This is a genomic window from [Clostridium] symbiosum, assembly GCA_036419695.1.
Lineage (GTDB): Bacteria > Bacillota > Clostridia > Lachnospirales > Lachnospiraceae > Otoolea > Otoolea symbiosa_A.
In genome coordinates, this window is record CP143946.1 from 1,768,477 (window position 1) to 1,790,842 (window position 22,366).

17 protein-coding genes are annotated in these 22,366 nt (G+C 49.1%); 15 read left to right on the forward strand and 2 right to left on the reverse strand.

All coding sequences use genetic code 11. The features are described from left to right. The first annotated feature begins 14 nt into the window (after window positions 1–14). The 12 genes from V3C10_08225 (at window position 15) to V3C10_08280 (ending at window position 16,153) form a co-directional block, all read left to right on the forward strand. The gene (locus V3C10_08225) at window positions 15–1,439 is read left to right on the forward strand and encodes an MBOAT family protein (protein WVP63772.1); all 1,425 of its coding nucleotides are present in this window, start codon (window positions 15–17) and stop codon (window positions 1,437–1,439) included. A gap of 16 nt (window positions 1,440–1,455) precedes the next feature. Next, window positions 1,456–2,685, forward strand: a complete 1,230-nt coding sequence (locus V3C10_08230) for a hypothetical protein (GenBank protein WVP63773.1) — start codon at window positions 1,456–1,458, stop codon at window positions 2,683–2,685. Continuing rightward, a complete protein-coding gene (locus tag V3C10_08235; GenBank protein ID WVP63774.1) occupies window positions 2,682–3,704 on the forward strand; it encodes a glycoside hydrolase family 5 protein in 1,023 nt (340 codons plus the stop codon). The genes V3C10_08230 and V3C10_08235 overlap by 4 nt, the downstream gene beginning before the upstream one ends. Before the next feature lie 82 nt (window positions 3,705–3,786). Further along, window positions 3,787–4,629 carry an MBL fold metallo-hydrolase gene (locus V3C10_08240; GenBank protein ID WVP63775.1) on the forward strand — a complete coding sequence of 281 codons (843 nt, stop codon included), beginning with the start codon at window positions 3,787–3,789 and terminating at the stop codon, window positions 4,627–4,629. A 254-nt stretch (window positions 4,630–4,883) separates the two neighbouring features. Beyond that, window positions 4,884–5,621 (forward strand): 30S ribosomal protein S2, encoded by a 738-nt coding sequence (gene rpsB, locus V3C10_08245; protein ID WVP64598.1) that lies wholly within the window; start codon window positions 4,884–4,886, stop codon window positions 5,619–5,621. 75 nt (window positions 5,622–5,696) lie between these two features. Beyond that, a complete protein-coding gene (gene tsf / locus V3C10_08250) occupies window positions 5,697–6,632 on the forward strand; it encodes a translation elongation factor Ts (GenBank protein WVP63776.1) in 936 nt (311 codons plus the stop codon). Between the two features lie 170 nt (window positions 6,633–6,802). After that, on the forward strand, window positions 6,803–7,720 hold the full coding sequence (locus V3C10_08255; GenBank protein ID WVP63777.1) for an ABC transporter permease: 918 nt from the start codon (window positions 6,803–6,805) through the stop codon (window positions 7,718–7,720). A gap of 13 nt (window positions 7,721–7,733) precedes the next feature. Further along, on the forward strand, window positions 7,734–8,774 hold the full coding sequence (locus V3C10_08260) for an ABC transporter permease (protein WVP63778.1): 1,041 nt from the start codon (window positions 7,734–7,736) through the stop codon (window positions 8,772–8,774). Window positions 8,775–8,787: 13 nt separating this feature from the next. Next, the gene (locus V3C10_08265; protein WVP63779.1) at window positions 8,788–9,792 is read left to right on the forward strand and encodes an ABC transporter ATP-binding protein; all 1,005 of its coding nucleotides are present in this window, start codon (window positions 8,788–8,790) and stop codon (window positions 9,790–9,792) included. Next, window positions 9,792–10,850 (forward strand): oligopeptide/dipeptide ABC transporter ATP-binding protein, encoded by a 1,059-nt coding sequence (locus V3C10_08270; GenBank protein ID WVP63780.1) that lies wholly within the window; start codon window positions 9,792–9,794, stop codon window positions 10,848–10,850. The genes V3C10_08265 and V3C10_08270 overlap by 1 nt, the downstream gene beginning before the upstream one ends. A 160-nt stretch (window positions 10,851–11,010) precedes the next feature. Then, complete coding sequence (locus V3C10_08275; protein WVP63781.1) at window positions 11,011–12,735, forward strand: peptide ABC transporter substrate-binding protein; 1,725 nt, start codon at window positions 11,011–11,013, stop codon at window positions 12,733–12,735. Window positions 12,736–13,501: 766 nt separating this feature from the next. Next, a complete protein-coding gene (locus V3C10_08280; GenBank protein ID WVP63782.1) occupies window positions 13,502–16,153 on the forward strand; it encodes a cation-translocating P-type ATPase in 2,652 nt (883 codons plus the stop codon). 33 nt (window positions 16,154–16,186) lie between these two features. Here V3C10_08280 and V3C10_08285 read toward each other — a convergent pair whose 3' ends face one another. After that, window positions 16,187–16,822: a manganese efflux pump gene (locus V3C10_08285; protein WVP63783.1), complete on the reverse strand. Its 636-nt coding sequence runs from the start codon at window positions 16,820–16,822 to the stop codon at window positions 16,187–16,189. A gap of 171 nt (window positions 16,823–16,993) precedes the next feature. On the opposite strand from V3C10_08285, the gene V3C10_08290 reads away from it, so the two are divergent. After that, the gene (locus V3C10_08290) at window positions 16,994–19,732 is read left to right on the forward strand and encodes a transglycosylase domain-containing protein (GenBank protein ID WVP63784.1); all 2,739 of its coding nucleotides are present in this window, start codon (window positions 16,994–16,996) and stop codon (window positions 19,730–19,732) included. Window positions 19,733–19,747: 15 nt separating this feature from the next. Further along, a complete protein-coding gene (locus V3C10_08295) occupies window positions 19,748–20,134 on the forward strand; it encodes a metal-dependent transcriptional regulator (protein WVP63785.1) in 387 nt (128 codons plus the stop codon). A 102-nt stretch (window positions 20,135–20,236) separates the two neighbouring features. Here the strand turns inward: V3C10_08295 and V3C10_08300 are convergent, their stop codons facing one another. Beyond that, window positions 20,237–20,848: a DUF4397 domain-containing protein gene (locus V3C10_08300; GenBank protein WVP63786.1), complete on the reverse strand. Its 612-nt coding sequence runs from the start codon at window positions 20,846–20,848 to the stop codon at window positions 20,237–20,239. Window positions 20,849–21,049: 201 nt separating this feature from the next. Between V3C10_08300 and V3C10_08305 the strand changes: the two genes are divergently transcribed. After that, entirely contained in the window at window positions 21,050–22,333 is a 1,284-nt protein-coding gene (locus tag V3C10_08305) for a Na+/H+ antiporter NhaC family protein (protein ID WVP63787.1), read from the forward strand. Window positions 22,334–22,366: the final 33 nt, after the last annotated feature.

Consider the following 22,366-nt stretch of genomic DNA (forward strand, 5'->3'; position numbering starts at 1 on the left):
AGGGGTAAACAATTTTGGTTTTCTCCAGTATTGTATTTTTATTTTATTTTTTACCGGCGGTGCTGGTTTTGTATTATACGGTTTTACGGTTCAGCATCAGGCTTAGAAATTTTTTCCTGTTGTTGGCGAGTATCTTCTTTTATGCATGGGGAGAACCGTATTATGTCATTCTTCTGATAGGAAGCTGTATATTTAACTGGGCTGTGGCCCTGGCGCTTTCCAGATGGGAAAAAGCAGGGAAAATATGGCTCTTAATCGGCTGCGTAGGAAATCTCGGGGTGCTGTTTTTATTTAAATATTTAAATTTTGTGCTGTCGATCCTGAATGGTCTTATGGGTACAAATTTAAGATTATCGGTATCTCTTCTAATGCCGATAGGAATTTCGTTTTTTACGTTTCAGGCTCTCAGTTATGTGATCGATGTATACCGCGGGACTGCACAGGTTCAGAAAAATCTTCTGAATGTAGCTTTGTATATCTCTTTTTTTCCACAGCTGGTAGCCGGGCCGATTGTGCGATATAATACAGTTGAACAACAAATACTGAGCCGGACCCATTCATGGGAGCTGTTTTCATCCGGCAGTACGCGCTTTGTACAGGGTCTTGCTAAAAAGCTGGTTTTAGCAAATTCCTTTGCCATAGTTGCAGACAATATTTATTCGATGACGAACGCGGGACACAGGCTTATGGCTATCCCGGTTACGCTTGCCTGGCTTGGCTCATTTGCTTATACGCTGCAGATTTTCTTTGATTTTTCCGCGTATTCGGATATGGCAATAGGCCTTGGAAGAATGTTTGGATTCCGTTTTGAGGAGAACTTCTCCTATCCCTATATATCACGTTCTATCGGAGAATTCTGGAGACGGTGGCATATTTCGCTGGGAACATGGTTCAAAGAATACGTATACATTCCGCTTGGCGGTTCAAGAGTTGAAAGTAAGAGCAAGATGATCCAGAATATGCTGATTGTCTGGATTCTGACCGGTTTGTGGCATGGGGCGGCATGGAATTTCCTGTTCTGGGGGCTGATTAATTTTGCATTTCTGGTATTGGAACGTCTGTTTGAACTGGAAAAGAGGGAGAGTAAATCGGTTTGGAGACATGTTTATGCTCTTTTTGTAGTTAATATGGGCTGGGTGCTGTTTCGCTGCGAGAGTTTTTATCAGTTGAAAGAGTATTTGGGAAATATGTTCTGGATGAATCACAATGGCTTTTTTAGTCCTTATACCTGGATGTTTTTGAAAGAATATGCGGTATTGTGGGGAGTTGGCATTCTGCTGTGCACACCGGCCGTAAAACAAGCCGGTATGCGATGGTGTGGCAGATACCCTAAACAGGCTCAGGCGCTATATCCATTGGGAATGACGGTTTTGTTTGTGATCTCGGTAATCTATATTTCCAAAAGCGGTTACAATCCGTTTATTTACTTTAATTTCTAATTCAGAGAGGAGATACATGGAAGAAAACAATAAAAAGGGAAAGTCTATATTTTCCATATTATTTTTAATATGCCTGTTCTCCTTTGCAGCTTTTAACATTATTTGCAGGGGGCCGGAGCTCATGAAAGAGCTGAGGAAGGTAAAGCCTGACTTTCATGAACCTAAACAGGCAATTGCTGTGATTGAAAGGGAGATGAGTGAGAAATTGTTCTTCCGTTATCCTTTGATTGAAGGATACGGGGCACTGCAGCTTATAATGGGGAAAAAGGAAGAGAATGCTTTTTCTAATATAAAGGGAAAAGATGGAATGCTCTACGATGCCAGTTTTTGGAACGGCTTTGGTGATGATCAGAAGGAACTGGCCGTGAGAACACGAAGACTGCATGACCTGTTAGAGGAAGAGGGGACAGAAATGGGGGTTGTCCTTTTCCCGATGAAGTTACCGGAAGAACAGGAACGATACTATGGACTGCCATATAATGATTTCTCAAAATTAGCGGGGGATTTTGCATCATGGCTTCGTTACTACAAAGTTCCTGTGTTGGATTTAAGAAATATATGTAAAATTAGCGGATTAACACACCAGGAAGCTTTTTTCAAAACAGATCATCATTGGACTCCTATAGCGGCTTTTTCCGGATATTGTAATATTATTAACTGGATGGAGCAATCTTTTGATGTTTCTCTGGATCCTGATTACAAATTGCGTGATCTCGGAAATTATAATCAGGTAACATTTCCCAATTATATGCTGGGGTCACAAGGACGTGAGACCGGCGTGATATTTGCAGGCGGAGCGGAAGATTATACTGTAATTTACCCGGAATATCAGGGGGATTATCTGCTGTGGCGGGGAGATATTGAAGATTATAAAGAATATACCGGTGGATTTGAAGAAGCTTTACTTAAACTGGATGTGAATGAAGATAGTCTTAGCGGTATCTACAGTGGAAACGGAGAGACGGTTTATCTGCATAAGGGGGTTGATAATTATGTTTCCATACGGAACTTGGAAAACGGGTCAAAGAAGAAAATTCTCCTTCTGCGCGATTCTTATGCCACACCTGTAGGGGCATTTTTAGCTCAGTCTTTTGAACAGGTTGATATGCTTTGGACGCTGCAGCTGAGTGAAGAGGAGCTTATGGATTTTCTGACAAAAAATCACTATGATTATGTATTACTGGCTCTTTATCCTGAGAACCTGAAGGGAGCGGCATTTCCTTTTGGAATGGAGGAAACACCATGAAATATTTAAAAAATGTTCTGCTTTTAAGTGGTTTTACGACAGCGCTGGCCGTACTCTGCGGCTGCAAAACCGCGGAAGGGGCAGAGAGTCCTGGCGTCAGCTCCCATGGCGCCCTGCATGTGGACGGCGCCTCCCTGAAGGATGAAAAGGGAAATACGATGGTATTACGGGGAACCAGCAGCCATGGAGTCACCTGGTACCCCAGATATCTGAACGGGAGCGCCATGGAGACGCTGTTCGGATTTGGAGCTAATGTACAGAGGCTCGCGATGTATATAGAGGCTCATAATGCGTATGTTGAAAATCCTGAACAGAGCCTTGACTATCTCTATATGGGGATAGAAAGCGCTCTGGCCGCGGACATGTATGTAATTGTAGACTGGCATATTCTAAAGGACGGTAATCCCAATAAATATGCAGAAGAGGCGGTCACTTTTTTCGATGAAATCAGCCGCCATTACGGTGGAAATCCGGGTGTTTTGTACGAAATATGCAATGAACCAAACGGCGATACGAGTTGGGAAGATATCAGTAATTATGCAGATAAAGTGATACCGGTGATACGCGCCAATGCGCCAGGAGCGGTAATCCTGGTTGGAACGCCGAAGTACTGTACCGATTTTTCAGGACCAATAGAAACTCCCCTTAAGTATGAAAACATTATGTATACGATGCACCGGTATATCGATGTAACGAAAGAAAAGCCCTGTGACAACCAGAAGATAGAAGCAGTCGTAGAGAGCGGGATACCGATATTTGTCAGTGAATGGGGGACTGCGGTCGGTGAACAGGCATATCTGAAGGATGGCTCATATGACAGCGGGATGAAGACATACCAGGAGAATGCCCGGCCTTTTGTCGAGTATATGAAGGAGCACAACATCAGCTGGACCGCCTGGTCATTAAGTAACAAAAATGAGGCGCACAGTATGATAAGAAGTGACTGCCAAAAATACAGCGGATGGACTCAGGAAGATTTAACCGACTTCGGCAGGTTTATTTTTTCAGCATTCAAATGAGCCTGCATATAGATTAAACTGTGTATTGATAAGTCAAAACATAGATAAGCAAAGATCCAGGAAAATCTACAGGGAGGTATGAATGGAAACTGCTCGTAAAATTACCGTACTATTTCTGCGCGTACTCGGTGTGTGCGCATTATGTGCCGCATTGATAGGCGGCTGGTATTTGTTAGAGAACCGGGGAGTAACAAAAAATGCCGAATTTATTTTCGTTGGAACACAGGAGGATGCGGACTGTGCGGTATTCTTAAGCGGAGAGGACTGTGTTGTAATAGACACAGGGGAAGAAAAGGACGGCGCCCATATTCTGGAACTACTTAAGGACAGGAATGTGGATAAAATCGACTGCCTGATTCTGACCCATCCCGATAAGGATCATATCGGCAGCGCCTCTTTTCTTGTGGACAGTATTCCTGTAACGGAGGTTATCACTCCCTATTATGAAGGGGAAAAACCGCTTTACCGGGATCTGCTTGACAAACTTGAAACGGAGCATATTCCCGTAGAATCGCTTTCCCGTGACCGCCTTTTCACCTTTGGCGAACTGGATATCCGCGTTTTCCCGCCGGAGGAATTCCATTATGATGAATCAAACGACTACTCCCTGGCGGCGCTGGTAAAGCACGGAGACGTGACGCTGTTTTTGGCAGGAGATGCCGAGAAGGAGCGTCTGGGGGAACTTTTGAAACTGGATCTGCCCCAGGTCAACGTATATAAGACGGCCCATCATGGGAGAAATTCCAAAAGAGGCGTAAAACTGATTGAAGAATTGAAACCGGAATACGCGGTGGTGACGGCGCAGGAGCCGGAGGACGAAATCAGGGAAGCGTTCCGGGAAAGCGGAACAAAAGTCCTCACTACGGTTACACAGGATATCTCCTTTATGAGTGACGGAAAAAAGATTTCACCTGAAAATAAATGAGCCGGCCTGTAAAAATAAAAATAACCAGCAGAAATCAACAATTTAGTGGTATTTTCGCGTATAAACCACTTGCAGAAAAATTTTACCTGTGATATAGTATAAAGGTTAAAAAATCACGCCGGACGGATTCTTAAGGACGGTGCTCCAATGAAACAGGATGAAAAACGGCTGTCACAGGCCTTTTTGTTCTGCCAGGAGTCCCCGAGGAAGCAAAGAAGACGGCGGAAGAAGAAAACCAAATGGAGGAAAGAAACATGAGCGTTATTTCAATGAAGCAGTTACTGGAAGCTGGTGTACATTTTGGTCACCAGACAAGAAGATGGAACCCTAAGATGGCTCCATACATCTACACAGAGAGAAACGGTATCCACATCATCGACTTACAGAAATCCGTAGGTTTGGTGGATGAAGCTTACAAGGCAGTAGCAGACATCGCAGCAGACGGCGGCACAATCCTGTTCGTAGGAACAAAGAAACAGGCTCAGGACGCTATCAAGACAGAAGCTGAGAGATGTGGAATGTTCTATGTAAATGAGAGATGGTTAGGCGGTATGCTTACCAACTTCAAGACCATCCAGAGCCGTATCGGAAGATTAAAACAGATCGAGACCATGTCTGAGGACGGAACATTTGATGTTCTTCCAAAGAAAGAAGTTATCGCTCTTAAGAAAGAGTGGGAGAAGCTCGAGAAGAACCTTGGCGGTATCAAAGAGATGAAGAGAGTTCCGGACGCTATCTTCGTAGTAGATCCTAAGAAAGAAAGAATCTGCGTACAGGAAGCACACACACTGGGAATTCCGTTAATCGGCATCATCGATACCAACTGTGATCCGGAAGAGCTTGACTATGTAATCCCGGGTAACGACGACGCTATCAGAGCCGTAAAATTAATCGTTTCCAGAATGGCAGACGCCGTTATCGAAGCAAGACAGGGCGAAGCAGAAGCTCCTGTATTCGAGGGCGAGGATGTTGCTGAAGCAGCAGAGGCATAATTACCGCTGAATGTTTCAGGACAGGCAGAACACCATTGAAATTGGAAATGAAAAAATATACGGAGGGAATTAAAAATGGCAGCAGTAACAGCAGCAATGGTAAAAGAATTACGTGAGACGACAGGCGCCGGCATGATGGATTGCAAGAAAGCTCTTGCAGCTACAGACGGTGATATGGATAAAGCGATTGAGTTCTTAAGAGAAAAAGGACTTGCAGGCGCAGCTAAGAAAGCTGGACGTATCGCAGCAGAGGGTATTGTAGCAACTACCTTATCCGAAGACGGCAAGAAGGCAGTTGTTGTAGAGGTTAACGCCGAGACAGACTTCGTAGCAAAGAACGAGAAGTTCCAGACCTACGTAGCAGATGTTGCGGCACAGGCACTCAACACAACGGCAGCGGACATCGACGCTTTCTTAAATGAGAAGTGGGATAAGGAACCTTCCTTAACAGTTGCAGAAGCTCTTTCTTCCCAGATTTCCATTATCGGCGAGAACATGAAGATCAGAAGATTTGCACAGATCGAAGAGGCTAACGGCTTTGTTGCTTCCTATATCCATGCAGGCGGAAAGATCGGCGTTTTAGTTGATGTTGAGACAGACGTAGTAAATGACGCTCTCAAAGAGATGGCTAAGAACGTTGCAATGCAGGCCGCTGCATTAAAACCATTATACACAAACAGAGACGAAGTGGATGCCGATTATATCGAGAAAGAGACAGAGATTCTCACGGCAGCAGCTAAGAACGAGAAACCGGACGCCAATGACAAAATCATTGAGGGAATGGTAAGAGGACGTATCAACAAAGAATTAAAAGAGATCTGCTTACTTGATCAGGTTTATGTAAAAGCTGAAGACGGCAAACAGACCGTATCCCAGTACGTGGCAGAAGTTGCCAAGGCTAATGGCGCGAAAGTGGCAGTTAAGAAGTTTGTACGCTTTGAGACAGGTGAAGGCCTTGAAAAGAAAGAAGAGAACTTCGCAGAAGAAGTAGCTAAACAGATGGGAATGTAATGCTAGATAACAACGAAAAGTAGGAACGACGAACTTTTCATTGCAATAAAATCCCATGGCGGATAACCATGGGATTTTATTTTTTAGCAGACAATGTCCGCACACGGGTGACAAATGTATTTCAAATGTCCATTTTTTGCCACCCCGACTCACAGGAAAGGAGAGATATCATGGCAAAATATATTGCAAAGCGTATTGGCCTGGCCGTTGTAACATGCTGGCTGGTAGCCACTCTTACATTTTTCCTGATGAACCTGGTACCAGGCGGCCCATTTATGGCTGAGAAAGCCCTTACACCCCAGGCCCAGCAGGCGATGATGGAAAAATACGGATTGGATAAACCACTTCCGGAGCAATACACAATTTATATGGGAAAAGTACTTCACGGAGATTTAGGTCCCAGCGTAAAGCAGAGAGGCCGTACCGTGAATTCGATTATTGAAACAAAATTTCCGGTTTCGGCAAAACTGGGAGGAATTTCCATTTTGATTGCCGTACTGGTCGGTATTCCGCTCGGGAGTATCGCAGCATTTAAGAGAGGTAAAATGACGGATAACATTATCATCGTTTTCAGTACCTGCGGAATCGCAGTGCCGAGTTTTGTTATCTCCACCCTGCTCATGTACGTACTGTCATTTCAATTGGAATGGCTGCCTACATATGGACTGACATCGTGGAAACACTATATTATGCCCGTAACGGCGCTGGCCTTATACCCGGCTTCCTATATCTCACGTCTGATGCGTTCTTCCATGCTGGATGTCCTGGGACAGGACTACATGAGAACCGCCAGGGCGAAGGGAGTTACCTGGTTTTTCAGCGTATTTAAGCATGCGCTCAGAAATGCCGTACTGCCGGTTGTTACATATCTGGGTCCCCTGCTTGCCTATACGGTTACAGGAAGCTTTATTGTAGAGAAGATCTTTACGATCCCGGGTCTTGGTTCCGAGTTTATCGGCGCCATCACAGGCCGTGACTACCCTCTGATTATGGGTACTACAATTTTCCTTGCTACATTGATTATTACAATGAACGTGGTCGTTGATATCTTGTACACTGTTATCGATCCGCGTATAAAACTAAAATAGGGAGGCACATGTGATGGACAATAATAAATTATCATTTCAGATGGATGTAAGCGACTTCCTCCCGGCAGATGAAAGTGAAAAACAAAGCCTTGTCGTGATGAGAGAGAGCGTCGGCTTCTGGCAGGACGGAATGCGCCGTTTAAAGAAGAATAAGATCGCCATGGTCAGCCTGTTTGTTGTACTGGTTATCTTTGTGCTTTCATTCATTGTACCAACGGTTTATCCTTATAAATATGAGCAGCAGATTAAGACAAGCGTCAACCTGGCTCCAATGCAGTATTCTGAAGCGGAGCAGGCGCAGATCGACGCAGGTGAGAAAGTATTCCCGCACATTCTCGGCACCGATAACCTGGGACGTGACTATGCGGTCCGCGTTATGATGGGAAGCCGTGTTTCCCTGCTGGTAGGACTTGTCGCATCGGCAATCATTCTTCTGATTGGCTCCCTGTACGGCTCCATTTCCGGATTCTTCGGAGGATGGGTCGATATGGTGATGATGCGTATTGTAGATATTATTTATACGGTCCCCGATGTGCTGATTATCATTCTTCTTGCGGCCGTGCTCAATTATCCCTTAAAGGATTTGGCACAGAAGCCGGGATTTGAATGGATCGGCATCATTGGTGTAAACCTGATTAGTATTTTTATCGTGTTTGCCCTCCTTTACTGGGTCGGTATGGCGCGTATCGTGCGAAGCCAGATCATGATTCTGAAAGAGCAGGAATATGTGACGGCAGCCAGGGCGCTGGGCGCTTCCAGCGGCCGTATTATCAGAAAGCATTTGTTAACCAACTGTATCGGTACTCTGATTGTTACGACAACGCTTCAGATTCCGTCCTCCATCTTTACGGAGAGCTTCTTAAGCTTCCTGGGACTTGGTGTAAATGCGCCGATGCCGTCCCTGGGCAGCCTTGCAAGTGCCGCTATTAACGGTCTCCAGAGCTATCCGCACCGCCTGTTTGCTCCGGCTTTTATGATTTCCGTCATTATCCTGAGCTTTAACCTGTTGGGTGACGGCCTGCGCGATGCATTTGACCCGAAGATGAAGAACTAGGGAGGAACGAAGAATGAGCGAGTATTTAGTAGATATAAAGAACGAACGCCTTTCTTTCTTCACCCCGGCCGGTGAGGTAAAGGCATTAAACGACGTCTCCATCCATCTGAAGGAGGGCGAAGTCCTGGGAATCGTAGGCGAGTCCGGTTCCGGTAAATCCGTTACCGCGTACAGTCTGATGGGACTGACCGCATATCCGGGAAAATTGATCGGCGGAACCCTGGAATTCAACGGACACCGGATCGATGAGATGAACGAGAAACAGATGAGAAAAATCCGCGGGGAAGAGATTTCTATTATCTTCCAGGATCCGATGACCAGCTTAAACCCCGTATATACGATAGGAAACCAGATCTGTGAGATGGTTCTTCTACATACAAAGAAGTCGAAACAGGAGGCGAGGGAGAGGGCAAAAGAGCTTCTGACACTGGTTGGAATCAACGAACCGGAGAAGAGGCTGAAACAGTATCCCCACGAACTCTCGGGCGGTATGCGCCAGCGTGTCATGATTGCCATCGCACTGGCCTGTGAGCCGAAGCTTCTGATTGCCGATGAGCCGACGACGGCTCTGGACGTTACCATCCAGGCCCAGATTCTGGAGCTGATGATGGAACTGAAGGAGAAGCTGGGTATGGCCATCATTATGATCACCCACGACCTCGGCGTTGTGGCCAGCATGTGTGATAAAATTGCTGTCATGTATGCCGGAAAAGTGGTAGAATATGGTACAACGGACGATATCTTTTACAATCCGTCCCACGAATACACAAAGGGACTGTTACGGAGCATTCCAAAGCTCAATGAAAAAGAGCACAGCCGGCTTGTCCCAATCGAGGGAAGCCCGGTCGATATGCTGAATCCTCCGGCAGGATGTCCTTTCGCACCAAGGTGTGATTCCTGTATGAAGATCTGCCTGCGCCAGATGCCGGAGTATACCGATCTTTCGGATGTTCATTACAGCGCCTGCTGGCTGCTTCAGAAGGCAGAATTTGAAAAAGCACAGGGAGGTAATAAGTGATGGAAGATAAGAGATTAGTTGAGGTCCAGAACCTGAAACAGTATTTCCCTGTTGCCAGCAGCAAGCTGTTTGAGAAAAAAGTGGTAAAGGCCGTGGATAATGTCTCTTTCTACCTTAATAAAGGAGAGACGCTGGGACTGGTTGGAGAGTCCGGCTGCGGTAAGACGACGACAGGACGTACGCTTCTGCGCCTTCATGAGCCGACCAGCGGCCGTATTCTCTATGATGGAGAGACGATTTTCGACAGCGGCGACGTGCCGGTGTACGGGGAAGACGGAAAGCCTCAGACGGCGGACGGAAAACCGGTATACGGCAAAAAGACGGCGGTCAACATGCTGCCTTACCGCCGGAAAATGCAGATTGTATTCCAGGACCCTTATGCAAGCCTGGATCCGCGTATGACCGTGGCCGATATTGTAGGAGAGGCCATTGACATTCATAAACTGGCATCCGGAAAGAAGGACAGACAGGAGCGCATTATCGAAATGCTGCGCCGCGTCGGCCTTAACTCCGAGCATGCGAACCGTTATCCTCATGAGTTCTCCGGCGGACAGAGACAGCGTGTCGGCATTGCCCGCGCACTGGCCGTGAACCCGGAATTCATCGTCTGCGATGAGCCTGTATCGGCCCTGGACGTATCCATCCAGGCCCAGGTTGTCAACATGTTTGAGGAACTCCAGGAAGAGATGGGCCTGACCTACCTGTTCATTGCCCATGATCTTTCAATTGTAAAGCACATTTCCAACCGAATCGGTGTTATGTATCTGGGGAACCTGGTGGAGCTGGCCGACAGCTATGAGCTGACGTTCCACAGCGTCCATCCATATACAAGGAGCCTGATCTCCGCAATTCCGATCGCGGATCCGAGAACCAGCAGGGAATCGAAACGTATCGTGCTGAGTGGCGACGTTCCAAGCCCGGTAAATCCGCCGTCCGGATGCCGGTTCAGAACGAGATGCCCGTATGCGGACGAGCAGTGCGCGGCTCAGGAACCCGTATGGCAGGAAGTGTCCAAAGGCCATTATGCAGCCTGCCACCACCTGGATCGGGTGAATTAGTAAGCGGCTGCCAAGAGGCAGCGGAGAGGAATTATGCCGCTAAAGTAACCTGCCGAAGGCGGGGAATCCCCTGAGCGGGATTCTATTTTATGCAATTAACCGACAGTCCGTCGTCTTTCGGCGGGCAGCCGGTTAAAATATAAATCCAAAGGAGGATATTATGAAGAAAAAAGTAGCATTACTGGTAGCAGCAGCTATGCTTTCCACCACAGTTCTTGCGGGCTGCGGCGGCGGTTCCAAGGGAACTGATGCGTCGAAGGGAAGCGAGCAGGGAAGCGAACAGGGGACAGCAGCAACAGGTGAATCAACAGGAGGGGTGGACATTGCAGTCCAGATCGGACCTGACCCGGAGACTCTTGATCCGGCGTTAAACTCCGCAATTGACGGAGCAAACATGATTATCCACGCATTTGAGACACTGCTCACATTTGACGAGGAGAACAACATCGTACCTGGACAGGCAGAATCGTTTGACGTATCGGATGACGGTTTAACCTATACGTTCCATCTGCGTGACGGATTAAAGTGGAGCGACGGTTCCGATTTGACGGCAGAGGACTTTGTATATTCCTACAAACGTCTTGCTAACCCGCTGACAGCAGCGCCATATGCTTACGACATGCTGAATGTGGTAAAAGGTTATGACGCAGTCATGGCTTTAGGCGAAGACGCAACAGAAGAAGAGACACTGGCTGCAGTAGACGGACTTGGTGTATCTGCACCTGATGCAAAGACATTTGTTGTTGAGCTTGCAAGCCCATGTGTATATTATGACAAGATTTCCGCTTTCGCAGTATTAAGCCCTGTAAAGAAAGACATCATTGAGGCAAATGGTGATCAGTGGGCAATTAATCCTGAGACATATGTTGGAAACGGCGCGCTCAGAATGAAAGAGTGGGTTCCGGGATCCTACATCCTTTATGAGAAAAACCCATACTACTGGGATGCAGACAGGGTTACCGTCAATACTGTAAAATTTGTATTAATGGAAGATGCCAACGCATCATACAGTGCATATAAGACAGGCGAGATTATTATGGCAAAAGATATTCCTTCCGAGGAAGTTCCAAGCCTGGCAGGAACAGAAGATTTCCATATTGCTCCAATCATGGGAACCTACTACATTTCCTTCAATATTCAGAAAGCGCCGTTCGACAATGCAAAAGTGCGTGAAGCATTAAGCCTTGCAATCGATCGTAAATACATTGCTGAGACAGTAACACAGGGAACTTATTCCCCGGCTACTAACTTCGTAGGCCCTGGTATCTCCGATGCCACACCAGGTTCCTCCTTCGAGGAAGTTACAAGAGCAAACAACGGAGGCGACTTCTTTAATGTAGACAACTACGAGGCCGACCTTGAAAAGGCAAAACAGCTTCTCGCAGAGGCCGGTTACCCGGATGGACAGGGATTCCCGACCATCGAGTACATGACAAACGACGCTAAATACCACAAACCAATCGCCGAGTATTTACAGAGCGCATGGAAAGAGCTTGGAGTCAACACGGATATCAAGATCGTTGAGTGGTCTACCTTCACACCAACCCGTCGTAACGGTGACTTCGAGATCGCACGTAACGGCTGGGTATATGACTATGACGATCCGTCCAACATGATCAACCTGTTAGAGACAGGAAACGGTAACAATGATGGTAAATACAGCAATCCTGAATTCGATGCCCTTGTTAAAAAAGCACGTGAAACGGCTGATAAGGAAGAGCATTACAAACTGCTTCACGAAGCAGAGAACCTGGCATTAAAAGACAGCGCTATGGCGCCTGTTGCATACGAGAATGACTTCTGGGTACAGAGCCCGAAATTAAAGGGTACATGGCATTCTCCTTACGGATACTGGTACTTTATGTACGCTACGGTTGAAGAATAAATGAATGAGACTCCCCCGGTCTGCATGATGTGCAGCCCCGGGGGAGTTTTTTTGCGCTTTAGCCGGTTGAGTCCATGGGGATTTAATTGAGGAATGAGAACGCCGCCGGGACGGTCGGGGGGCGGGATGGTGAGGGGAGGTTGTGAGTCTTCAGTCCCGGGCTATAGGTTGTCGCGGGTGGGGAATCCGGGCAGAAAAAGTTCCTTCGGGAAACGCTTGCGCTCTTTGAAGTGCATAGCGGTACTAACCTCGAAAAAACCTCGGTAAGTGCCGATGAACTTCAGGTTCCCTGCGGAATCTTTTTCTCCCGGATTCCCCACGGGAAGGTTATGGCCGGGACTGAAGACGCGAAGGTTATCGCCATCCCGAACCCCGGCCTGCGGCCGCTAATTTGTTCTTATTCCTTCAAAGGGGGAGGAGGAGCGTCGCAATCACTATGTTCCTCCGAATGCTTCAAAATATCTGCTATCCGGTCTCTGACTGGTTTGGTGAGATACCGTCAGACCGTAAAAGTATCGCAGCTTCGTAGTGGCCGCGACAGGGTCCTCCCCATTTTAGGTTAGAGACAATCAGCGTCCGGAGCGGACCATGTCCGGTGCCGCGAAAACCTCCAATAGGGGACAAAAGACTCAGCCAGCCCCCTCACCACACCGGACATGGTCCGCTCCGGACGCGTCCTCCTCACCTCAGTTAAATCCTTAGTATATTTCCTCCCCCCAGGGCATATTGTGAGATAAGACAACCTGTCACAGAAAGGGAGAGATAGATGTACGAAAACAGGACAATAGAAGAAGTGTGCAGACAGTTTGAATGCAATGGCCGGACAGGTCTTACACAGGAAGATGCCGACAGGCGCCTCAGGCATTATGGGAAGAATATGTTACGGGAGGCGAAGAAAAAGACTTTAATACAGAGATTTGCGGAGCAGCTCTGCGATTCTCTGATTTTTGTCCTTTTTGCGGCCGCGGCGATCTCGATCATGCTTCACGAGTACAGCGATGCCGTGATTATTCTGGCCGTGGTGGCGATGAATGCTGTGGTCGGGGTGATTCAGGAGGGAAAGGCGGAGAAGGCGCTGGAGTCTCTGCGGAAGATGACGAAGCTGGAAGCGGTGGTAATCAGGGACGGAAAGGAACGGATCATTCCGGCGGAAGAGCTGGTGCCGGGTGATCTGGTGATGCTGGACGCCGGACGTCAGGTGCCGGCCGATTTAAGGATTGTCCAGGGAGCCAACCTGAAGATTGAGGAGTCGGCCCTGACGGGGGAATCCGTCCCGGTCTCCAAGAGCAGCACATTTATTGCGCCGTCGGAGGTTCAGGCAGGCGACAGAAAGAACATGGCGTTTATGACGTCCTATGTGACAAACGGAAGAGGTGCGGGTATCGTCATTGCCACGGGCATGGATACGGAGATTGGAAGAATTGCCGCATTAATCCACGAGGCTCCGGAGGAGGAGACGCCGCTGCAGAAACGGCTTTCGGACTTGGGGAAGGTACTGAGCCTGACGGCTGTTTTCCTTTGCGCCCTTTTGTTCGCGCTGGCGGTAATCCAGAAGAGGGATGTCATGGAGATGCTGATCACCGCCATTTCCCTGGCCGTTGCCGCGGTTCCGGAAGGTCTGCCGGCGGTCGTGACGATTGTATTGGCGCTCAGTGTGACAAGGATGGTAAAAGCCGGTACGATTGTGAGACGCCTGCCCTCCGTCGAGACGCTGGGAGCGGTCAGCGTGGTGTGTTCCGATAAGACGGGTACGCTGACGAAGAATGAGATGACGGTGACGGCCTGCTACCTGGACGGCCGGATCAGGGAGGCCCCGGCCATTGAATATGGGAAGACGGGAAACCGGCTGCTGACCTGTTTCTGCCTGTGTAACGACGCGACGGAGGATACAGGGGATCCGACGGAAACGGCCCTCATCCGTTTTGCGGAGACCGGCGGGATCCGGAAAGAGAGGGAGGAGAGGGAGAAGCCGAGACACGGCGAACTACCCTTTGATTCCGACCGGAAGATGATGACAACCCTCAATAGAGAGGGGAAATCTTATGTTTCCTATACAAAAGGGGCTCCGGACGAGGTACTGAAACGGTGCAGCATGATTATGAAGGACGGAAAGGTACAGCCCCTTGAAAGCAGGGATAAAAAGCGGATTCAGGATGCCACCACGGAGCTGTCCGGCAGGGCTCTCCGCGTTCTGGCGGGAGCGATGGCGGAGGGCGTCTCTAAACCGTCGGAGAAAAATCTGGTGTTCCTCGGAATGGCAGGCATGATTGATCCTCCCAGGGAGGAAGCAAAGGCCGCGGTGGAGGCGTTTAAACGGGCGTCGGTGAGAACGGTAATGATTACGGGGGATCACGTGGATACGGCGCTGGCGATTGCAAAGCAGCTGGGAATTGCGGAGAATAAGGAGCAGTGTATATCCGGCGAGGAGCTGGAACGGATGGGGGACGGCGATCTGAAGAAACGGATCAGGAACGCCGCCGTTTTCGCCAGGGTTTCGCCCGATCATAAGGTCCGGATTGTCAGGGCTTTAAAGGGGGACGGCAATATTACCGCCATGACCGGGGACGGCGTAAACGACGCGCCGTCGCTTAAGAGCGCCGATATTGGAATTGCCATGGGAAAAACGGGTACGGACGTGGCAAGGCAGGCGTCGGACATGATTTTGACGGATGATAATTTTGCCACAATCGAAAGGGCGATTGAAGAGGGCAGAGGAATTTATGAGAACATTAAAAAATCGGTTATTTTTCTGCTGTCCTCCAACTTCGGGGAGATAGCGACGATGTTTGCGGCTATTGCCGCAGGAATACCGTCACCGCTCAAATCCAGCCATATCCTGTGGATTAACCTGATTACAGACTCCCTCCCGGCTCTGGCCCTGGGAATCGATAAGAATGACGGTAAACTCCTGATGAAGAAACCGCCCAGGAAACCGGGAGAGAGTCTTTTTGCAGGTGGAGGCTGGTTCTATACGGTATTTTATGGATTGCTCATTGCGGCGGTCAGCCTGGCGGCGTTTTTCCATGTGCCCTGGGAGGTAGTGACGGGAAGAGGACTTCATTTCTCCATGACGGCGGTATCGGCGGTGCTGAAGGAGGAGCCGGTACTCTGCAGGGCGCAGACTTATGCGTTTACCGTACTCGGGCTGTCTGAGCTTTTCCATGCCGTGGGAATGCGCAATGTGGATGTATCGGTTTTTAAAAGCGGCCTTTTTACAAATCCTCTGATGCTTTTGGCTTTTGCAGCAGGTCTTTTATTACAGTTTGCGGTCACGGAGATCCCGTTTTTAGTTACGGCATTCAGGACCTCGGTTCTCTCACCCGGGGAGTGGATTTTTTTGCTGCTTTTGGCGGCGGTTCCCCTGCTGGCGCATGAAGTCATCGTCCTGGTGAAATCAATGGGCCGCAGAGAAGAGTGATGGAGAAGGGTGACGGAGAAGGAAAAACTGCCGTTATAAAAGTTTTCCGATGGCCAGCCCGATTAAGAGCAGGCCGCTGAGCCAGGATAAGTCGAGGCTGGAACGTTTGGCAAGAATCCGCCCGAGTCTGCTTCCGATGAGGACTGCGGCTGTGTTGAGGACCAGGGACAGGATGATGGTGAGCGGCATATGGGTGACCATCATGCCGGCGCCAAAGCCGGCCGCAGCGCTGTCTAACGAGAGCGCCAGGCCCAGGGAAAGAGCCTCCACAGGAGAGAGGACGGCAATGTCTTCACCGTTGGCTGCCGACGGATCGGCATAGACGGTCAGGATAAAATTCAGCTGTGAGATGGAAAAACAAACCTTCCGTTCAAAAAACTCTGATTTCCTGATTACGGATTTAATGGTGCTGTCGAACAGTTTGACAAATCCGAGGATAAAAAGAATCAGGAAACAGAGTATGGAGGTGGCCCTGGCAGGCATCAGGCTGCCGAACCCCTTGCCCAGCAAAAGAAAGAGGATGAGAATCCCGGTGGACAGCGCTGTGATGACAGCGACTGAGGCAGCCGGGATTTTTACGCGGTCTGTTCCATAAACAAAGCTGGCGGCAAAGGCATCCAGCGACAGGGCAGTTATCAGCAGAAAGAGTTGGGGAAAGGTGCTATTCATGGATAATTCCTTCTAAAAATTCCTGTTATTTTATACTATTCGTGAAAAAACAGGCGGTTACAGAAGGAAGTTTTGGAATTAGTGGTTGTTCTTTAAGATGAAATCTCCTATAATGGTAGGAGACATACTCTGCCTGCGGCAGAAATATACTGATGACAAAAGGGGTATGAAATGGAAGGTAGAGAGGAAGGCATACTGGATAACACTCAGGAAATTAATACAGAGAATATGCCGGAAAATAAACCGGGTAGCCAGTCTGTAGCTGCTCAGAACCAGCAGACAGAAACTGTTTCGGAAAGCCGGGCGGTGAATGAATCAGATGACCGGACGGATGACGGACGGGACGGGCAGCCGAAGGGAACTCAGCCGAACGCACCGGCCACTGGCGGACAGCAAAGACAGAGGAAGAGCAGAAAAGATAAAAAACGGGAGATAAAGCAGCAGAAGAAACTGAAAAAACAGGAAAAAAAGAAAAAAGAGGACAATTCCAGGGGGCTGTGGAGATATATAAAGATTGTTTTCCGGTCCATGTTCAAGGTCCTGAAAGTCATGTTTATGACGTTGTTCATCATCTGCGTGATAGCCCTGATGGCGGCAGCCGGAATTGGGGCCTACAAGGTTTATCCGATGTATAAGGAATACAAAGCCCAGGTGGAAGGGATTGTGGAGGCCAGCACGCTTGATACGTTCCGCCTTCAGGAGGCCAGCTTTATCTATGACGCCAACGGCGAAGTACTGGCGAAGCTGACCGGGGATGAGGATTCCAGTTATCTGCCCTATGAGGAGATACCGGAATATGCGGTAAACGCATTTATCGCCATTGAGGACAGGACATTCTGGGACAACTCGGGAATCGATATAAAGGGGATTTTCCGTGTCGCCATAAACTATTTTAAGACGGAAGGGGAAGAAGTGCACGGAGCCAGCACGATCACCCAGCAGCTTGCGAGGAACAGGTTCCTGACAAGGGAAGTCTCCATCGAGCGTAAGGCCAAGGAGATGCTTGTCGCCATGGATCTGACGAAGAAGTATACAAAGAAACAGATCATGGAATTTTATATTAACGATATCAGCTTTGCCAATACGTATTACGGCCTTCAGGCGGCGGCAAGGGGATATTTCGGCATGGACGCCGGTGACCTGAGCCTCAGCCAGATTGCCTATCTGTGCGCAATACCGAACTCGCCGTCCTACTATAACCCGTACAAGCATCCGGAGAACGCGATTAAGAGGAGAGACAAGATCCTGGGCGATATGAAGGACATGGGCTTTATCTCGGAGTCGGAGTACACGGAAGCGCTTAATGAGACAATCAACGTGCAGAGGCAGAAGACGCCGATGAGAAATTATGAGACGACATATGCCATTGACTGCGCGATCCGCTATCTGATGCGGATGGACGGATTTGAATTCAAGTATGGTTTCCAGGATAAGGAAAAGTACCTGGAATACAAGAAGCAGTATGAAGAAGTCTATAACCAGGAGAGGGATAACCTCTATACCGGCGGTTATACCATTTACACCTCCCTGGATCCCGCCAAGCAGCAGATGCTGCAGGAATCAGTGGACAGTGTCCTGACATTCGACGATGCGGTGGCGGCCAACGGCATTTATTCCCTTCAGGGAGCGGCGACCGTCGTTGACAACAGCAATAACAAGGTGGTTGCCATTGTAGGCGGCCGCAGCCAGGAGACGGACACTTATACATTGAACCGCGCGTTCCAGAGTTTCCGTCAGCCGGGAAGTACCATCAAACCGCTGATCGTCTATGCACCGGCCCTGGAGAACGGATATAAATCCACGACCATGGTGAAGAACATCAAGGTGGAGGACGCCAAGAAGAAGGATGCCGTGGTAAAGGATCTGCCCGGTGATATGATGCCTCTGAGGACGGCGCTTGAGAAGAGCCGGAACGGTGTTGCATGGTATATCTACGACGACATTACACCGGAGCTTGGGATGTCCTATCTCACTCAGATGAGATTTGACAATATCGTTCCCGACGACTATTATCCAGCATCAGCTCTCGGCGGATTTACATACGGAGCCACGACGGAGGAGATGGCCGGAGCCTACGCGGCCCTGGCGGACAGCGGACGGTATAAGGAACCGACCTGTATCATGAAGCTGATCGACAATACAGGAAAAGATGTTTTTGAAGAATATCCGGTGATCCAGGTTTATCAGGAGAACACGGCCAATGTGATGACAGATATTATGAAGGGTGTTATCACAAGGGGGACGGCTGCTTCGATGGGCTGGAGAGGCGATATTGAGGCGGCCGGTAAGACCGGTACGACCAACAGCAGTAAGGACGGCTGGTTCTGCGGCATGACGCCGTATTATACGATTTCCGTATGGGTTGGCTACGACCAGCCGAAGATGCTGTCGAACCTTTACGGAGCCACTTATCCGGCATCCATATGGAAGAAAGCGATGGTGCAGCTGGTGGACGGCCTGGAGCCGGCGTCATTTACAAAGCCGGGACCGGAGACCGGAATCGGGGACGGCAGTGAATATCTGCCGGGCCGTGATGATGACGAGATGCTCTCCGAGGGGTACACGGTAGGCGATTTCCGAAAGGATCACGCTTTGGCCGATGCGGCACAGGAACTGATCGATCAGATGAGAAAATCGGGCTCCAGCACAAGAAAACAGCTCAAGGGTGAGGCCGAAGCCCTTATTAACCAGATTACGGGAACCACGCTGAGAAGCAGGATGAAGGGTATTCTGAATTCATCAGGCAGCTCGGGAGCAGTGGCTGCGCCACCGCCTGTCCTGCCTCAGGTCGAGGTACCGACACAGGAGGAAGCGCCGCCAGAGACGGTTCCGTCCGGTCCGGGAAGCGATACCAGCAACAAGGGGAGACAGGATATACCGCAGGGGCCTGCGATGGAGATTGTAGAATAAAGAGGAGAGGTTATTTTGAAAATACAGCAGTCAGCAGAAGATTACCTGGAGACAATACTTGTTTTGAGCAGGCGCAAACCGATGATACGTTCCATCGATATTGTGAATGAACTGGGATATTCCAAACCCAGCGTCAGCATTGCGATGAAAAACCTGAGGGAGAATGGTTACATCTCCATGGATCATGAGGGATATATCACGCTGGAGCCTTCCGGCCGTGAGATCGCCAAGACGATTTACGAGCGTCATACGATGCTCACCGATCTGCTCGTGGCGCTCGGGGTGAGCAGGGAGACGGCGGTCGAGGATGCCTGCAGGATTGAACATGTTGTAAGCTCGGAGAGCTTCGCGGCAATCAAAAAGCATGTGACGGAGAAAACAAATCCCGTCAATGGGAAATAAAAAAACGGACAGAACCCTGATTATATCAGCGGTTCTGTCCGTTTTTTATTGAAGGTGGGAACCTGTTTCCGAAGTGCGCCCACGCTGGGCGTGGCTGGCATTTCAGGCGGTTATGATCTGTACGGAGAAGTTGTTTACCGTTCCAAGGATCGCCATCGTATAGCTGCTGCCGCCGCGGAACTGAACACCCGTGTCGATAATCGGAACGCCCGGGTTCGTTCTTCTGTAAATGGTCAGCCGGTACACGCCCGGAATGATGTGAAGGTATCTTGTATAATTCATGTAGTCCAGATTAGACACGACGAGGCGCCCGTTTAAGTAAATGTCGAGGGGTTCACGGATGGCTGCCGCATTGTAGAACCGTACATGGGCAATATCGGAGGTCGTGGAGAAGAATGGAGAGAGTGTGCCCCAGGTCCAGAGGATTCCTGTCGGAGAGTTTGGCCATACCACCGTGCCGGTACAGTTGATGCATCCCTGATTGTTGTTGGAGGGGAGAGAAGGAGTTACAGGGCCGATGGGACCAAAACCGGGAGTAGCCGGAACGTCGTTGCCATTACCGGGAAGAGAAGGGGCAGGCGTGCCTTCCGGACCGAAACCGGGAGTGGCCGGAACGTCATTTGCATTTCCGTTGTCGGGAACAGAAGGAGTAACGGGACCTTCCGGGCCGAAGCCGGGGGTTGCAGTCGTATCGTCATAGTTGTAGGTTTCCATATATCTGATACCTCGCTTGTTTTTTATATATTATTATATGGAAGGAAGAGAGATAAGTTCACAGGAAGCAGGAAAAAAGAGAGGCAAAAAGAGAAAGAGATTTCTATTGAAACAAAAGCTCAGATCATATATAATTATGTACTATAATGTCTGGTTATATCAGATATAGCTTATAATTACAAAATAAACAGGGGGATTTCCATGAGTCAGAGTGAAAATAAGGGAAGAGCGTCGGCGCTTCTTCCTATTATCGTGTTTCTACTAATTTTTCTTGGATCAGGTTTTATTACAGGCGACTTTTACAGCATGCCTGCGATTGTAGCATTTTTAATAGCGCTGGTGGTGGCCTTTGCCCAGAACCGCAGCCTCAAATTTTCCGAAAAAATCAAGCTGGCGGCAGCGGGAGTCGGGGATGAGAACATTATTACGATGTGCCTGATTTTCCTTGCGGCAGGCGCCTTCTCCGGTTCGGTCAAGGCGGCGGGCGGTGTGGAGAGCACCGTATCACTGGGATTATCTATCATGCCGTCCGGAATGGCAGTGGCGGGCCTTTTTGTCATCGCCTGCTTTATTTCCATTTCCATGGGTACGTCTGTGGGAACAATCACGGCGCTTGGGCCTATTGCCGTGGGAATCAGCGATAAGACCGGTTTTTCACTGGCGCTCTGCGCGGGAGCGGTAGTCGGCGGAGCGATGTTCGGTGACAATCTTTCCATGATTTCGGACACGACGATTGCGGCTGTTAAAACACAGGGCTGCGAGATGAAGGACAAGTTCCGCGAGAACTTCATGATCGTGCTTCCGGCAGCGGTGGTGACCGTGATTATTTTCCTTGTATTGGCGGGGAAATCGGAGTATGACGTGGGCGCTCTTTCTTACAACATATTTAAGGTTCTTCCATATCTGGTGGTGCTCATAGGCGCCCTGGCCGGAATTAATGTTTTTATTGTGCTGATATCGGGAACCGTGCTGTCTCTTATTGTGGGACTGGCTACCGGTGCTTTCGGACCGGCGGAAATGTTTGTCCATGTCGGTGACGGAATCATGGGAATGTATGATATTACCGTTATTTCCATGATCGTGGCCTGTATTGTGGCCCTGGTGAAGGAATACGGAGGCATTGATTTTGTGCTTTCTGTCATTCGTAAGAGGATTAACAGCGAGAAGGGCGGAGAGCTGGGGATTGCCGCGCTGTCGCTTCTGGTCGATATGTGTACGGCCAACAATACGGTTGCCATTGTAATGGCAGGCCCGATTGCAAAGGAAATCAGCAATGACTTCGGTGTGACGCCGAGGCGTTCGGCATCCCTCCTGGATATGTTCAGCTCCATGGGACAGGGACTGATTCCTTACGGCGCGCAGCTTCTGGCTGCAGCCAGCCTGACGGGGCTTACTCCGTTTGACATTATACCATACTGTTTTTATCCGATACTAATGGGAGTCAGCGGACTGGTTTTCATTTTTATAAAGAAAAGACAGCAGTGATGGAATGCGATTAACTGAGAAAGTAAGAGGACA